The sequence below is a fragment of the Sphingomonas sp. genome (assembly GCF_019635455.1).
Classification (GTDB): Bacteria; Pseudomonadota; Alphaproteobacteria; order Sphingomonadales; family Sphingomonadaceae; genus Sphingomonas.
In genome coordinates this window covers 130883-146869 of the sequence record NZ_JAHBZJ010000001.1, presented here as the reverse complement: position 1 = coordinate 146869, position 15987 = coordinate 130883, and the positions used below count along the sequence as shown (strand labels likewise).

The 15987-nt window shown below is 65.9% G+C and carries 9 protein-coding genes; 4 read left to right on the top strand and 5 right to left on the bottom strand.

Annotated features, from left to right (window positions below):
* Positions 1-200: 200 nt before the first annotated feature.
* From KF783_RS00730 to rpoB, 4 genes are all read right to left on the bottom strand, one after another.
* Entirely contained in the window at positions 201-812 is a 612-nt protein-coding gene (locus tag KF783_RS00730) for an NAD(P)H-dependent oxidoreductase (RefSeq protein ID WP_294075974.1), read from the bottom strand.
* A 61-nt stretch (positions 813-873) separates the two neighbouring features.
* The gene (locus tag KF783_RS00725; RefSeq protein WP_294075973.1) at positions 874-2187 is read right to left on the bottom strand and encodes a M20/M25/M40 family metallo-hydrolase; all 1314 of its coding nucleotides are present in this window, start codon (positions 2185-2187) and stop codon (positions 874-876) included.
* A gap of 110 nt (positions 2188-2297) precedes the next feature.
* Positions 2298-6578: a DNA-directed RNA polymerase subunit beta' gene (rpoC, locus tag KF783_RS00720; protein WP_294075972.1), complete on the bottom strand. Its 4281-nt coding sequence runs from the start codon at positions 6576-6578 to the stop codon at positions 2298-2300.
* 231 nt (positions 6579-6809) lie between these two features.
* The gene (gene rpoB / locus KF783_RS00715; protein WP_294075971.1) at positions 6810-10964 is read right to left on the bottom strand and encodes a DNA-directed RNA polymerase subunit beta; all 4155 of its coding nucleotides are present in this window, start codon (positions 10962-10964) and stop codon (positions 6810-6812) included.
* A gap of 299 nt (positions 10965-11263) precedes the next feature.
* On the opposite strand from rpoB, the gene KF783_RS00710 reads away from it, so the two are divergent.
* The 4 genes from KF783_RS00710 (at position 11264) to KF783_RS00695 (ending at position 15465) form a co-directional block, all read left to right on the top strand.
* Positions 11264-12412, top strand: coding sequence for a hypothetical protein (locus KF783_RS00710; protein WP_294075970.1), 1149 nt, complete (start codon positions 11264-11266; stop codon positions 12410-12412).
* Positions 12413-12634: 222 nt separating this feature from the next.
* Positions 12635-14023, top strand: a complete 1389-nt coding sequence (locus tag KF783_RS00705; protein ID WP_294075969.1) for an LPXTG cell wall anchor domain-containing protein — start codon at positions 12635-12637, stop codon at positions 14021-14023.
* Positions 14024-14457: 434 nt separating this feature from the next.
* The gene (locus tag KF783_RS00700; RefSeq protein WP_294075968.1) at positions 14458-15315 is read left to right on the top strand and encodes a hypothetical protein; all 858 of its coding nucleotides are present in this window, start codon (positions 14458-14460) and stop codon (positions 15313-15315) included.
* Positions 15316-15465, top strand: a complete 150-nt coding sequence (locus KF783_RS00695; protein ID WP_294075967.1) for a hypothetical protein — start codon at positions 15316-15318, stop codon at positions 15463-15465.
* A gap of 119 nt (positions 15466-15584) precedes the next feature.
* On the opposite strand, the gene rplL is transcribed toward KF783_RS00695, so the two are convergent.
* Positions 15585-15968, bottom strand: coding sequence for a 50S ribosomal protein L7/L12 (gene rplL, locus KF783_RS00690; RefSeq protein ID WP_294075966.1), 384 nt, complete (start codon positions 15966-15968; stop codon positions 15585-15587).
* Between the last annotated feature and the right edge of the window lie 19 nt (positions 15969-15987).

Below are 15987 nucleotides of genomic sequence, written 5' to 3'. Positions count from 1 at the left end.
CGGCCTCCCTTGCGTCGCCGCCTAGCAGTGCGGGAATGCGAATGCAACCGACTCGCAATAGCGAGATTTGGGCGGCACGTGACGAGGTGCGCGACCGGCCATGAGACGCGGGAATGCTGCGCGTTCGGGAGGGGGCAGGATCTGCCCGACGGGGAAGGGGCGCCGTCCCGGCGCAGCGCCAGCCGCTGTGTCGGTCGGCGTTATGCGCTGCCGGGATACGGGTTCGCCTTCAGGGTCCGCGCCAGATGCGCGGCGTTTCCGGCGACCATCGCCGCTGTCGCGCGGACCTTGTCCGGCGTTTCGTCCAGATCCTGAAAGTCGGTCGATCCCATCGCCTCGCCCACCCAATAGCAGGCGGCAACGGCGGGGATCGTCCAGCCGACATCGTTCAGCGCCTGGAACAGCTGGGCGGCACTGAAATGCGCGCCGTCCTCATTTCCCACGATCGCCGCGACCGCCACCTTGCCGCTGCTCGGCATCCGGCCCCTGTCGTCGGTTTCGGACAGGAACGCGTCCATCCGCTCCATCACGCGCTTGGCGACACTCGACACCTGGCCCATCCAGATCGGCCCGCCAAAGATCAGGATGTCGGCCGCCAGGATTTTGGTGCGCAGGGCGGGCCACGCATCGCCATCGCCTTCATCGCTGGTCACGCCCGGCCGGATGTCGTGCGCGGCGACACGGATCGTTTCCGAAAGCGCGACATCGTGCCGGGCAAAGGCGTCGGCGAGGACCGCGATCATCGCGTCGGTGGAGGAGGGGGTCGAGGCGTCGGCCTTGAGCGTGCAGTTGAGGGCGATGGCGCTGAGCATCCAACTCAGACGCGCGGCGCGTGCGAAGGTTGCGCCCGCGCGGGTTCGCCGCGCCGGCGCGTTATCGCTTCTCGGCGACCAGCCGGGAGATGAACGCCGCGCTGCGCAGTGCCTGGAGCGGGATCGATGTCAGATCGACCCATTCGCCCTCGGCATGGGCGCCCCCGCCGGCGACGCCCAGACCCGCCAGCGTATCGACGTCGGCGGCGACGAACGCGCTGTCCGCCGCGCCGCGCTTCGACGGTTCGATCTCGGTCATGATCGGCAGCTTGAGGTCGCGATTGACCGCGTTCAGCCGGGCGAACAGCGCGCGGTTGCCCGCCGTCGGCGCCATCGGCGGATATCCTTCCTGAAAGGCGATCTTTGCCGTGGTTCCGGGCAGGTTCCTCGTGACGATCGCCTCCATCGCCGCGCGGGTCTTCGCCTCCTGCTCGGGGGTCAGCGCACGCAGGTCGCCGCGCGCGATTCCCGTTTCGGCGATGATGTTCGTCTTGCCCGACGCGCGCATCTGATAGCCATTGTCGGCCAGCGTCGCCGGTGTTCCGGCCGCCATCACGCCGACGTTGAAGGTCAGGTCCGCCTCGGGCAGGGTGCGGCGGAATTCGTCCAGGATGCGGACCAGTTCATAGGCCGCGCCATAGCCCAGGCCGGCGCCGAACACCGCACTGGAATGGCCCGGCTTTCCGGTGGTGGTCAGCGTCCAGTTGGTCGAGCTGCGCCGCGCCACCGTTCCCTTGTCCTGCCCGCCCTCCCGCGCGAGATTTTCATATTCCAGCGCGACATCGGCCCATTTCCCCGCCGCGATCAGATCGCGCCGCGCGATCGCCAGCGGCGCGCCGGTGCGTTCCTCGTCACCGGTGAAGACGATCTTGATGTCGGCATTTTTCAGCGTGCCGGCCGCCTGCATCGCCCGCATCGCGGCGACGATGACGACGATCCCGCCCTTGTCGTCGCCGATGCCCGGCCCGCTGGCGCGATCGCCGTCGCGGACGAACTTCGTGAAGGGGGATTCGGGTTCGAACACGGTATCGAGATGCGCGATCATCAGCACCCGCTTGCCGCGCCCATTGCCCTTGTGCGTCGCGATCAGATGGCCGGCGCGCCCGGTTTCCGCCATGTCGATCCATTCGACCTGAAAGCCCAGCGGCTCCAGTTCGGTGCGCACCATCGCGCCGACCTTGCGCACGCCGTCCAGATTCAGCGACCCGCTGTTCTGATCGACCAGCCGCTGGAGCAGGGCGACGTTGCGATCGGTTTCGGCAGCGACCGTGTCGGCCATTTTTCGCTCGGCCGCGGTCTGCGCCGAGGCGGGAAGGGCGATGTGCAGCGCGACGGCAGCGCACAGCACGGGGACGGAGCGGGCGAGATGAAGCATGCCGCCAGCCTAGATACGCCACCCGCGAAAGCAACCGCGCATGAAAAAACCGCCGCCCGGCATCCCGGACGGCGGTTCTTTCGTTCGTCAGCGACTGCTGAGCGGACCGGTTACTCGGTCTCGTTCAGATAATCGCCCGCGGCGGCATCGCTGCCGTCGCCGGAGACTTCGACCTTCTCCAGCGCGTCGCTGGTGACCATCGCGTCGATCGGGTCCTGGGCCAGCTCGGCGGCATGCTCTTCCGCAGCCGAGTTCGGCGCGATCAGGGCTTCTTGCAGCTTGCGCTGCTGGGCGCGGAGCGCCGCGTCGCGGCTGGTCGCGGCGATGCGCATGCGGTTCATTCCCGCACCCGTACCCGCCGGGATCAGGCGGCCGACGATGACGTTCTCCTTCAGGCCGATCAGCGTGTCCTGCTTGCCCTGGACCGCCGCCTCGGTGAGGACGCGGGTGGTCTCCTGGAACGAGGCGGCCGAGATGAAGCTGCGGGTCTGCAACGACGCCTTGGTGATGCCCAGCAGGATCGGCTTGCCCTGTGCGGGCGCCTGGCCCTTGCCCAGCTTGGCGTTGGTCTCGTCCATCTCGTCGCGGTCCACCTGCTCGCCGGGGAGCAGGGTGGTGTCGCCGGCGTCGGTGATCTCGACCTTTTGCAGCATCTGGCGAACGATCACCTCGATGTGCTTGTCGTTGATCTTCACGCCCTGGAGTCGATAGACTTCCTGGATTTCCGACACGAGATATTCGGCCAGCGGCTCGATGCCCAGCACCTCAAGGATGTCGTGCGGATCGGGGCTGCCGCCGATCAGGTTGTCGCCACGCTTGACATAGTCGCCTTCCTGAACGTCGATCACCTTCGACTTCGGCACCAGATATTCCACGACCTCGCCGCCGTCCTCGGGCTGAATGCCGATCTTGCGCTTGGCCTTGTAATCCTTGCCGAACACCACGCGGCCAGAGACCTTGGCGATGATCGCGTTTTCCTTCGGCTTGCGCGCCTCGAACAGCTCGGCGACGCGCGGAAGACCGCCGGTGATGTCGCGGGTCTTGGCGCTTTCGCGGCTGACGCGGGCGAGGACGTCGCCGCCCTTCACCGTGGCACCGTCCTCGACGCTGATCACCGCGCCCGGCGCCAGCATGTAGCGCGCGGCCTCGCCCTCGCCCTCACCGGTCAGGGTCAGGCGCGGACGCAGATCCTCCTTCTTGGCGGACGCGCCGCGATTTTCGATCACCACGCGCTGCGCGATGCCGGTCGCCTCGTCCACCTGTTCGGTCAGCGTCTTGCCGTCGATCAGGTCCTGATACTTCACGACGCCGCCGGTTTCGGTGATCACCGGCATGGTGAACGGATCCCATTCGGCCATCCGGTCGCCCTTGCTGACGATATGCCCGTCATCGAACATGACATACGCGCCATAGGGGATGCGATGCACCGCCAGCTCGCGGCCCTCGGTATCCAGGATCGCGATCTCGCCCGAACGGCTCAGCACGACGCGGCGGCCGCGCTGATCCTCGATCACGCGCATGTCGCGGAACTCGACGGTCCCATCGACCGGCGCCTCCAGGTTCGACTGTTCGTTCAGCTGCGCTGCGCCACCGATGTGGAAGGTGCGCATGGTCAGCTGCGTCCCCGGCTCGCCGATCGACTGCGCCGCGATGACGCCCACCGCTTCACCGATGTTCACCGGCGTACCACGGGCAAGATCACGACCATAGCATTTGGCGCACACGCCGATCTTCGCCTCGCACACCAGCGGGCTGCGGATCTTCATCCCCTGTACGCCCAGCGCCTCGATCTGCGCGATCATCGGCTCGTCCAGCAGCGTGCCGGTGGGGATCGCCACGTCGCCGGTCTTGGGATCGACCACGTCCTCGGCGGTGGTGCGGCCCAGGATACGCTCGCCCAGCGACGCGATGACGCTGCCGCCCTGCACGATCGCCTTCATCTCCAGCGCGCGGTCGGTGCCGCAATCGGTCTCCATGACGACGCAGTCCTGCGACACATCGACCAGGCGGCGGGTGAGGTAGCCCGAGTTCGCCGTCTTGAGCGCGGTGTCGGCCAGACCCTTGCGGGCGCCGTGGGTGGAGTTGAAATATTCAAGGACGGTCAGGCCTTCCTTGAAGTTCGAGATGATCGGCGTTTCGATGATCTCGCCCGACGGCTTCGCCATCAGGCCGCGCATGCCGGCCAGCTGCTTGATCTGCGCCGCCGAGCCGCGGGCGCCCGAATGCGCCATCATGTAGATGGCGTTGGCGGGCTTCTCACGACCGGTGTCGGGATCGACCTTCACCGCCTTGATCTCGTCCATCATCGCGGCCGCGACCTGGTCGCCGCAACGGCTCCAGGCGTCGATCACCTTGTTGTACTTTTCCTGCTGGGTGATCAGGCCGTCCTGATATTGCTGCTCGTAATCCTTCACCAGCGCGCGGGTTTCATCGACCATCTCGTCCTTGGCGGCCGGGATGATCATGTCGTCCTTGCCGAACGAGATGCCGGCGCGGAACGCGTGGCGGAAGCCCAGCGCCATGATCGCGTCGGCGAACAGCACCGTCTCCTTCTGGCCGGTGTGGCGATAGACCTCGTCGATCACGTCGCCCACGTCCTTCTTGGTCAGCAGGCGGTTGACGGTGTCGAACGGCACCTTGTGGCTCTTGGGCAGGCATTCGCCCAGCAGCATGCGGCCCGGGGTGGTCTCGAACCGCTTCATATAGGTGTTGCCGTCCTCGTCCGTCTGGGGGACGCGGCTGACGATCTTGCTATGCAGCGTGACCGCGCCGGCGAACAGCGCCTGATGCACCTCTGCCATGTCGCCCAGCACCATGCCCTGGCCCGGCTCGCCCTCTTTCTCCATCGAGATGTAATAGAGGCCCAGCACCATGTCCTGCGACGGCACGATGATCGGCTTGCCGTTCGCGGGGCTCAGGATGTTGTTGGTCGACATCATCAGCACGCGCGCTTCCAGCTGCGCCTCAAGGCTCAAGGGCACGTGAACGGCCATCTGGTCGCCGTCGAAGTCGGCGTTGAAGGCCGTGCAGACCAGCGGGTGAAGCTGGATCGCCTTGCCCTCGATCAGCACCGGCTCGAACGCCTGGATGCCGAGGCGGTGGAGCGTCGGCGCGCGGTTGAGCAGCACCGGATGCTCGCGGATCACCTCGTCGAGGATGTCCCAGACCTCCGGCTTCTCCTTCTCGACCAGCTTCTTCGCCTGCTTGACGGTCGAGGAATAGCCCTTGGCGTCGAGCCGCGAGTAGATGAACGGCTTGAACAGCTCGAGCGCCATCTTCTTCGGCAGGCCGCACTGGTGCAGCTTGAGCTCCGGGCCGACCACGATGACCGAGCGGCCCGAATAGTCGACGCGCTTGCCGAGCAGGTTCTGGCGGAACCGGCCCTGCTTGCCCTTCAGCATGTCGGCCAGCGACTTCAGCGGGCGCTTGTTGGCGCCGGTGATGACGCGGCCGCGGCGGCCGTTGTCGAACAATGCGTCGACGGCCTCCTGCAACATGCGCTTTTCGTTGCGGATGATGATGTCCGGCGCCTTCAGCTCGATCAGCCGCTTGAGGCGGTTGTTACGGTTGATGACACGGCGATACAGGTCGTTCAGGTCGGACGTGGCGAAGCGGCCGCCGTCCAGCGGAACCAGCGGACGCAGATCCGGCGGAATGACCGGGATCACCGTCATGATCATCCAGTCCGGCTTGTTGCCCGACTGCTGGAACGCCTCGATCAGCTTCAAGCGCTTCGCGAGCTTCTTCGGCTTCAGTTCCGAAGTGGACTCCGCGATTTCGACGCGCAGGTCGGCCGCGATCTTCTCGAGGTCCATGCCGCGCATCAGTTCGCGGATCGCTTCCGCGCCGATTTTCGCGGTGAACGAATCCTCGCCGTATTCTTCCTGCGCCTTCAGCATCTCCTCTTCGGAGAGCAGCTGACGGTCCTTCAGCGGGGTCAGGCCCGGCTCAAGCACGACGTAGTATTCGAAGTAGAGAATCCGCTCGAGATCCTTCAGCGTCATGTCGAGCAGCAGGCCGATGCGCGAAGGCAGCGACTTCAGGAACCAGATATGCGCGACCGGCGCGGCCAGTTCGATATGGCCCATGCGCTCGCGGCGCACGCGCTGGAGCGTGACCTCGACGCCGCACTTTTCGCAGATGATGCCCTTGTACTTCATGCGCTTGTACTTGCCGCACAAGCACTCGTAATCCTTGATCGGGCCGAAGATGCGCGCGCAGAACAGGCCGTCGCGCTCCGGCTTGAAGGTACGATAGTTGATCGTCTCCGGCTTTTTGATTTCGCCGTACGACCAGGAACGGATGCGGTCGGGCGACGCAATGCCGATCTGGATCTGGTCGAAGGTCTCCGGCTTGGCCACCGGGTTCGCGAAGTTGGTCAGTTCGTTCATAATCTTTCGTCCCTCTAGAGGGTGTCAGTCTTGCGCGAGGATATGCGCCAGCCCCAAACAACAGTGCCAATCATCGCAAGTATAAAGACGGCATCAACAATCAGACCGTCGTACACTAGCTCCGGAAAAGCTCGTCAAACTGCAGGGATGACGAAAAAGAACGCATTACCAAGAGGCACATGACGGCGGCCTGTTTTCACTTGGCATCTTCTGTACGCTCTCTCCACTTCGTTACTCCGCCGCCTCGGCCATCTCGTCGCCGTCCTCGATCTCGTCGAGATTCTTCAACTCGACGTTGAGGCCCAGCGAGCGCATTTCCTTGACGAGCACGTTGAAGCTCTCGGGAATGCCGGCCTCGAACGTGTCGTCACCCTTGACGATCGCCTCATAGACCTTGGTGCGGCCGATCACGTCGTCCGACTTCACCGTCAGCATCTCCTGCAGCGTATAGGCGGCGCCGTACGCCTGAAGCGCCCACACCTCCATCTCGCCGAAGCGCTGGCCGCCGAACTGCGCCTTGCCGCCCAGCGGCTGCTGGGTGACGAGGCTGTACGGCCCGATCGAACGCGCGTGGATCTTGTCGTCGACCAGGTGGTGCAGCTTGAGCATATAGATGATGCCCACCGTCACCTTGCGGTCGAACGCGTCGCCGGTGCGCCCGTCGAACAGCGTCGATTGACCCGACGGATCGAGACCCGCCAGCTCCAGCATGTCCGTGACGTCGCTTTCGCGCGCGCCGTCGAACACCGGGGTCCCCATCGGGATGCCCGTGCGGACGTTCTGGATCAGCTCGGCGACCTGATCGCCGTTGCGCGCGTCGATCTCGGCGGCATAGTGATCGCCATAGATCGTCTTGAGGCGGTCCTTCACCGCGCCGGGCATGTCGCCCGCCGCCGCATCCGGATGCTCCTCGCGCCAGTCCTCCAGCTGCGCCGCGACCTGCATGCCCAGGTTACGGGCCGCCCAGCCAAGGTGCGTCTCGAAAATCTGCCCGACGTTCATGCGGCTCGGCACGCCCAGCGGGTTCAGCACGATATCGACCGGGGTGCCGTCCTCCAGGAACGGCATGTCCTCGACCGGCAGGATGCGGCTGATGACGCCCTTGTTGCCGTGACGGCCGGCCATCTTGTCGCCCGGCTGCAGCTTGCGCTTCACCGCGACGAAGACCTTGACCATCTTGAGCACGCCCGGCGGCAGTTCGTCGCCCCGCTCCAGCTTCTCGCGGCGGTCCTCGAACTTGTCCTTGATGCGCTTCACGGCCTCGTCATACTGGCCCTTCACCGCTTCCAGGTTCGACTGCATCGCGTCGTCCTGAACGGCGAACTTCCACCATTCGTGACGATCGACGCTGTCGAGCAGGTCCTCGTCGATGACGCTGCCCTTCTTCAGGCCCTTCGGCACCGCGGTCGCGGTCTGGCCGAGCAGCATTTCCTTCAGCCGCGACCAGGTGGCGCGATTGAGGATATTGCGCTCGTCGTCCGAATCCTTCTTCAGCCGCTCGATCTCCTCGCGCTCGATCGCCATCGCGCGCTCGTCCTTGTCGATGCCGTGGCGGTTGAACACGCGCACATCGACGATCGTACCGGAAACGCCCGGCGGCAGACGCAGCGAGGTGTCGCGCACGTCGCTGGCCTTTTCGCCGAAGATCGCGCGGAGCAGCTTTTCTTCCGGCGTCATCGGCGATTCGCCCTTCGGCGTGATCTTGCCGACCAGGATGTCGCCCGGCTCCACTTCCGCGCCGATATAGACGATGCCCGCCTCGTCGAGGTTGCGCAGCGCTTCCTCACCGACGTTCGGGATGTCGCGGGTGATGTCCTCCGGCCCCAGCTTGGTGTCGCGGGCCATCACCTCGAACTCGTCGATATGGATCGACGTGAACACGTCGTCCTTCACGATGCGCTCGGAGATCAGGATCGAGTCTTCGTAGTTGTAGCCGTTCCAGGGCATGAACGCGACGAGCGCGTTGCGGCCCAGCGCCAACTCGCCGAACTCGGTCGATGGGCCGTCGGCGATCACATCGCCCACATTGACGACGTCGCCCACCTTCACCAGCGGACGCTGGTTGATGCAGGTCGACTGGTTCGAACGCTCGAACTTCATCAGCGTGTAGATATCGACGCCGCTCTCCTCCGCCGACACGTCGCCGGTGGCGCGGATGACGATGCGGCTCGCATCGACCTGATCGACGATGCCGGCGCGCTTGGCGGCGATGGCGGCACCCGAATCGCGGGCAACCGTCTCTTCCATGCCGGTGCCGACGAAGGGCGCTTCCGCCTTCACCAGCGGCACCGCCTGGCGCTGCATGTTCGAACCCATCAGCGCGCGGTTGGCGTCGTCATTTTCCAGGAACGGAATGAGTGAGGCCGCGACCGACACCAGCTGCTTGGGGCTGACGTCCATCAGGGTGATCGTCTCGGGCAACGCCATCAGGAACTCGCCCGCCTGGCGCGCCGACACCAGATCCTCGGTGAAGCGGTGATCGGCATCGACCTCGGCCGATGCCTGGGCGATCGTGTGCTTGGCCTCTTCCATCGCCGACAGGTACACGACCTCGCCGGTCACCTTGCCGTCCACGACCTTGCGGTACGGCGTCTCGATGAAGCCGTATTTGTTGACGCGCGAGAAGCTGGCGAGGCTGTTGATCAGGCCGATGTTCGGGCCTTCCGGCGTCTCGATCGGGCAGATGCGGCCATAGTGGGTCGGGTGAACGTCGCGGACTTCGAAGCCCGCGCGCTCACGCGTCAGACCGCCCGGCCCGAGCGCCGACACGCGGCGCTTGTGCGTCACTTCCGACAGCGGGTTGGTCTGGTCCATGAACTGCGACAGCTGCGACGAACCAAAGAACTCACGCACCGCGGCGACCGCGGGCTTCGCGTTGATCAGGTCGTTCGGCATCACCGTCGACACATCGACCGACGACATGCGTTCCTTGACCGCGCGTTCCATGCGCAGCAGGCCGACGCGATACTGGTTCTCCAGCAGCTCGCCCACCGAACGCACACGGCGGTTGCCGAGATTGTCGATATCATCGACTTCGCCCTTGCCGTCCTTCAGATCGACCAGCGTCTTGACGACCGCCAGAATGTCCTCGGTGCGTAGCGTGGTCACCGTGTCCTCGGCATCGAGGTCGAGGCGCATGTTGAGCTTCACGCGGCCAACCGCCGACAGGTCATAGCGCTCGGGGTCGAAGAACAGGCCGCCGAACAGCGACTCCGCCGTCTCCAGCGTCGGCGGTTCGCCGGGGCGCATGACGCGATAGATGTCGGACAGCGCCTGCTCACGCTCTTCGGCCTTGTCGGCCTTCAGCGTGTTGCGGATCCACGGACCGGTCGAGACATGGTCGATGTCGAGCAGCTCGATCCGGTCGATGCCGGCCTTGTCCAGCTTCTCCAGATTCTCGGCCGAAACTTCGTCGCCCGCCTCGATATAGATCTCGCCGGTGCCTTCGTTGATCAGGTCGAAGGCGCTGTAGCGGCCGAAGATTTCCTCGGTCGGGATGAGCAGCGTTTCCAGCCCGTCCTTGCCGGCCTTGTTCGCCGCGCGCGGGCTGATCTTCTGCCCGGCCGGGAACACGACTTCGCCCGACTTCGCATCGACGATGTCGAACGCCGGCTTCGCACCGCGCCAGTTTTCCGGCTGGAACGGGATCTGCCACCCGTTCGGCCCGCGCACGAAGGTGACGGTGTTGTAGAAGTGGTTGAGGATCTCCTCGCTGTTCAGCCCCAGGGCGTACAGCAGGGTCGTCACCGGCAGCTTGCGCTTGCGGTCGATGCGGACGTTGACGATGTCCTTCGCGTCGAACTCGAAATCGAGCCACGAACCGCGATACGGAATCACGCGCGCGGCGAACAGATATTTGCCGCTGGCATGCGTCTTGCCGCGATCATGGTCGAACAGCACGCCGGGCGAACGGTGCATCTGGCTGACGATGACGCGCTCGGTGCCGTTGATGAAGAAGGTGCCGTTCTCGGTCATGAGCGGCATGTCGCCCATGTACACGTCCTGCTCCTTGATATCGAGCACCGACCGGGCTTCCGTATCGGGATCGACCTCGAACACGATCAGGCGCAGCGTGACGCGCATCGGCGCGGCATAGGTGATCCCGCGCTGGCGGCACTCCTCGACGTCGAACTTCGGCGGCTCGAGTTCGTAGGTGACGAAATCCAGCTCTGCGGTGCCGGCGAAGTCGCGGATCGGGAACACGCTGCGCAGCGTCTTTTCCAGGCCGGAGACATAGCCGATCGAGGGATCGGAGCGGAGGAACTGTTCGTAGCTCTCGCGCTGCACCTCGATCAGGTTCGGCATCTGCACCACTTCGTGGATGTCGCCGAACACCTTGCGGATGCGGCGCTTTGCGGTGCCGCTCTCGATCGCTTTCGTTGCCATGTAGCTTTTCGCCTCGTCAGCCAAATAATTTCGTCCCCGGCAGTCCCCGGAGTCGGACACGCGAACAGACGCCAAAAGGGCCGAGCGACTCCCATCCTCGAAAGCGGGAAAAGCTCAGCCTCTCAAGCGTCTATGAACCTCAACCGGCCAATTCGTGCGGATCGCTGCGCGACGACAATCCATTTCCCGGTCCGGATGGGGAGGGTGCGATATAGGTGCCGGCCCAGCCGGTGTCAAACCGGTGGTCGCGTCACATTTTATCCGATTGCTTGCGCGTCACGTCGGGATAGCATCGGGAAATGTCGCTCGTCCTGTTTCTCGCCGCCGCGCTGCAAGCGGGCGCAGAACCGCCGCCAACGCCGCATCAGCGGCTTCGCGCCGAGATGGAAGCGATTGGCGAACTGGTCAATCTCGCGTCGGATGCGGAGAGCGCGGGCGACTATCGCCGGGCGCTCGATCTTTTCCTGCAAGCTGCCGATCGATGCGAGGCGGGTCCGCGCGAGCCGCTGGCCGAGACCGACCTCCAACGCAGCGCGCGATGTATCCGGATCTGGCGCGCGGTCCGAGATGCCGCTGCGCGCACCGGCGATGTCAGTGCCGTGCGGAACGCCGATGCTCGCCTCGCCGCCTTCGCCCGGATCACGTCGGCGCCTTCGGGTGCGCCCGATCCCATCGCCTCGACCGATCGCGAGGCCGCGATCCGGCGGGGCGGACCCTATCTTGACCCCAGGCGGATCGCCGAGGCCGTCGAACGTTCGCTTGCCGGAGCGGAGCCTGCGGGGGCGGGGCTGTCCGACGGCGCGCGCGACGACTATGTGCGGGCGCTGGTCACTATGCATATTGCCGCCGGTCGCACTGACGATGCGCTGGACCTGCTCGATCGTGTCGCCCGCGATATTCGTGATCGTCATCGCGGGCTGGTCACGCCGCTGTTCCATTATATCGCCGAGGATGCGACGCGGTTGGGGCAGGCGGAATTCGCCGTCGCGGCCCAACGGCTGTCGCTTGCGAATCTGTTGTGGAACCAAGCGCGGCGGGACAACAGCTTGCGCCTCGAGTTATTCGAGCCGCTTTTGGCAAACCGCAGCGTTAACCTGATGCGCAGCTTGATCGCCGTGAATCGCTTTGCAGAGGCGTCGGCATATTACGCGTTTGTCTACGACTTTTACCATCGCACCAATCTCAGGGTCGATCAGGATGCCGCCGATTATCTGGAGGTTGGGGCGGTAGCGTTTGCTGGTTTGCCCGACGGGCGTGCGCGCGCTCGCGCCCTGTTTATCGAGGCGGCTTCCGTTCGTCTTGCGCGTCAGGACTATTTGATCAAGATGGAAGCTGCGGCGCGGCGCGAACGGTTGGAAGCCGGGCCGGCCTTCCGCGCCGCGATTCGTAACGGCTGGTTTCTCGCCGCCGAGGCAAGTGAAGTTGATGAAATTCAAGATCCAAATTGATGCGAGTATGAATATCCGTTCATCTTTCGCCATTTATGTTGTGGATCAAGTCAGCCCGATGCCGCTATAAGACTACAAGAACGTTCAACTTGACGATGACAAGTGGCGTTTCGTCGCAATTGCGATCGATCCGCGCGACGAATTGCAGGTTCCAACCGTTTAGCCCGCGTTATGAACCACAATCATCATTCAGCGCGTAACGCGCATCGCCGGGCGATCGCCATGCTTTTAGCGGCCGTCGCCATCCCCTCAATCGCCATGCCGTCGATCGCGCACGCGCAGGAAACGGTGGCGCCTCCGACGGTCTATGTTCCGGCGCAACCGGCGCCTGCGCCGGCGCCGGTTCAGGTGCAACGTCCCCAGATCGTCGCGCCTGAGCCGCAGACCGTGAATGGCTCGCGCACCCCCGTGGCGCCCGGTGTGTTGGAGCAGGCGCGCGAAGAGGATCGCCAGCGCGCGGCCGAACGCCGTGCCGCGGCGCGTGAAACGGCGCGGGCGCAGGCTGCACAATCCGCGCGCACCGCCAGCGTGTCCCCTGCACGCACCGCCAGCGTGACCCCCGCGCGTGCGGATGCTGCGCCCGCTCCGCAGCCAGCGCCACAGACGCAGAGCGTCCCCGCCGCGTCTGTACCCCCGGCCACAGAACCGGCGCCGGTCGCCGCTCCGCCGGTGGCTCAGGCCCCGGCCGCGCCGATCGCACCGCCTGTTCAGACTGGCGGCAACGGAACGCTGTGGCTGATTCTCGCCGGCCTGGGCGGACTTGCCGCCCTTGTCGCGGGGCTGGCCCTGCTGCGTCGTCGCCGGGACGATGACGCGATCTGGCAGGACGCCGAGGCAGAAGCGGGGCCGGCGCGCGCGCCGCAGGCCGCTGCGCCGGCGGTGACCGACCATGACATCGTGTTCGTGCCGGAGCGCGCGGAGACGGACCCGGTCACCCACCGCACGCCGGCGCGTGAAGACCCGGTTGCCGCCGCGCCGATGTTCTTCGCTCGGCCAATGGCCGATGAACGGCCCGATGCGCAGGGCCATGCGTCGCTGGAAACGCCGCATCTGACTGCGCCCGATCCTGAGGATATCGACGCCGTCCTTGGTGGCGCGGCCCCTCGGGGCGATCGCCCGCAGCTCGAACTGGCGATGCGGCCCATGCGCGCCGGCACGAACCGCGACGGCGCGATCGTGGAATTCGAGCTGACGGTGGTGAATGCGGGCGGCGTGCCTGCCGATGACGTGCGCATCGGCGCGTTCATGCTGAGCGGCAAGCCCGGGCAGCAGTCGGAGATCGAACGGATGCTGATCCACCCGCCTGCCGACGCGGTCGTGGATGCCGAACGGATCGAACCGGGCGACGGCACGCGGCTCGACGCCGCGGCGACGCTGCCGCGTGACGACCTGCATGTGACCGGCGACGGTGATCATGAAGGGTTCGTCCCGGTCCTGATCGCCGATGCCCGCTACCGCCTGCCCGATGGCAGCGAGGGGCGCACCGCCGCCGCCTTTTCGGTCGGGCGCGTCAATGGCGGCGAGGCGCTGGTTCCGTTCGAGCTTCGCGACGACACCGCGCTGTTCGACGATATCGAGGCGCGCCTGGAAAGCGTGCCGGCAAAGGTCTGATCCAATCTGACTTCACATTGTATCGGCCCGCGCCGCCCTCTAATCGGGTGGCGCGGGTTCGGCATGTTGCCCGTGAACCGGACGGAATTTTTGATGCGGCATGGGCGCTACAACATGCTAACGGGCGCGCCGTGACTGCGTTTCGATACCGCGCCGGCGTTGCGCTGATCCCTCTTCTGCTCGCCGCCGCTCCCGGCTTCGGGCAGAATGGCCAGCGCCCCGTCATCATCACGCCGCCGCTTCAGGGGTTCGACCTGCAACCAAAGGGCGCGACGCCGACTCCCGCGCCGGCCCCGACGCCAACGCCAACGCCCGCTCCGTCGCCGGCGCCCGCCGCGCGTCCGTCGCCTGCCGCGACGCCCCGCGCGCCGGTCCCCACGCCATCGCCGCGTGCCGTATCCGCTTCACGCCCGACAGGGTCACCGTCGCCGGTCGTGACGCCCGAACCCACCGCATCCCTGCCGGTGACGCGGTTCACGCCGTCCTCCGCGCCTGAATCGCCTTCGCCAGTTCAGACCGAACTGACCCCGGCGATCACCGCCGCGCCGGGTGCGGGAATCCAGGCGCCCGGCTGGCTGTGGCCGCTCCTGGGCGCGCTGGGCCTGCTGGTCGTCGGGGGCGGGGCGGGTTGGCTGCTCGGCCGTCGTCGCCGCGCGGCGGAGGCCGATGCCGCACCCGATCCGCAGCCGGTCGCGACGTCGGCACCGTCGCCCGGCCCTCCGCCGCTCGCGCGCCCGGCGCCTGCCGCATCGCCGCCCCGCGCGCCCGCCGCCCAGGTGGCCGCGCCTCCCGGGCCGCTGGTGACCGAACTGCGCCCGCTGCGCGCGGCGATCCGCGACGGGATGGTGGTGCTCGATTTCGAGCTGTTCATCCAGAATCGGGGACCCGAGTCCGCCGACAATATCCGTGCGACGCTCACCCTGTTCGGCGCGAACCCGCAACAGGATGCCCAGATCGAGGCCTTTCAGGCCGCCGCGCGCATGGCGCCGGGGTCGGAGCCGTTCAGCATCGCGGCCGGCAATGTGCATATGCTCAATGGCCAGGTCAGCCTGCCCGCCGATCAGATGCAGGCGGTGATGATGCAGGGAAAGCAGATGTTCGTGCCGATCGTCCCGGTCGCGCTGCGCTGGTATGCGGGGCTGTCGATCAAGACGCTGCGCGACGCGTTCATGATCGGCACCGCACCGGCCCAGGGCGGCGACCGCCTCGGCCCGCTCTGGGTTGAACGGGCAGGGGAGGGCTTTGGCCGCCTCGCCGCGAAACGCTATGCGACGAAGGTTCCGAGCGCCTAGATGACCATCCTCCCGCAAGATCTCGAACCCTATGTCGAGTGGGTCGAGGATCGTTGCGGAAGAGCCGTCGCATATCTTGCCGCGATCCTGTTGGTCGTCGTCGTCCCCATCGCGGCCGTCGCAATCGCTTTCTGGTGGTATCTCGGCTGAAACGAAAAGGGGCGGCCCGTTTCCGGACCGCCCCCTTCATTCGCAAGCCTATCGCCTGCCGCACGAGATCCCGGACCGCGCCGGGACAAGTCCGATGCGCCCGAAACGGGCGCCTCGGCTCACTTGATCTCGACGGTCGCGCCGGCTTCCTCGAGCTGCTTCTTCAGCTTCTCGGCTTCGTCCTTCGACACGCCTTCCTTCACCGGCTTCGGCGCGCCTTCGACGAGCGCCTTGGCTTCGGTCAGGCCCAGCTGGGTGATGGCGCGGACTTCCTTGATGACGTTGATCTTCTTGCCACCGTCGCCGCTCAGGATCACGTCGAACTCGGTCTTCTCTTCGGCGGCCGGCGCACCGGCGCCCGCACCACCGGCGGCGGGGCCGGCAACGGCGACGGCAGCGGCGGCCGAAACGCCCCACTTCTCTTCGAGGAGCTTCGAAAGCTCGGCGGCTTCGAGGACGGTCAGTTCGGAAAGCTGGTCAACAAGCGCGTTCAGGTCAGCCATGTATAATTCCTTCAGTCAG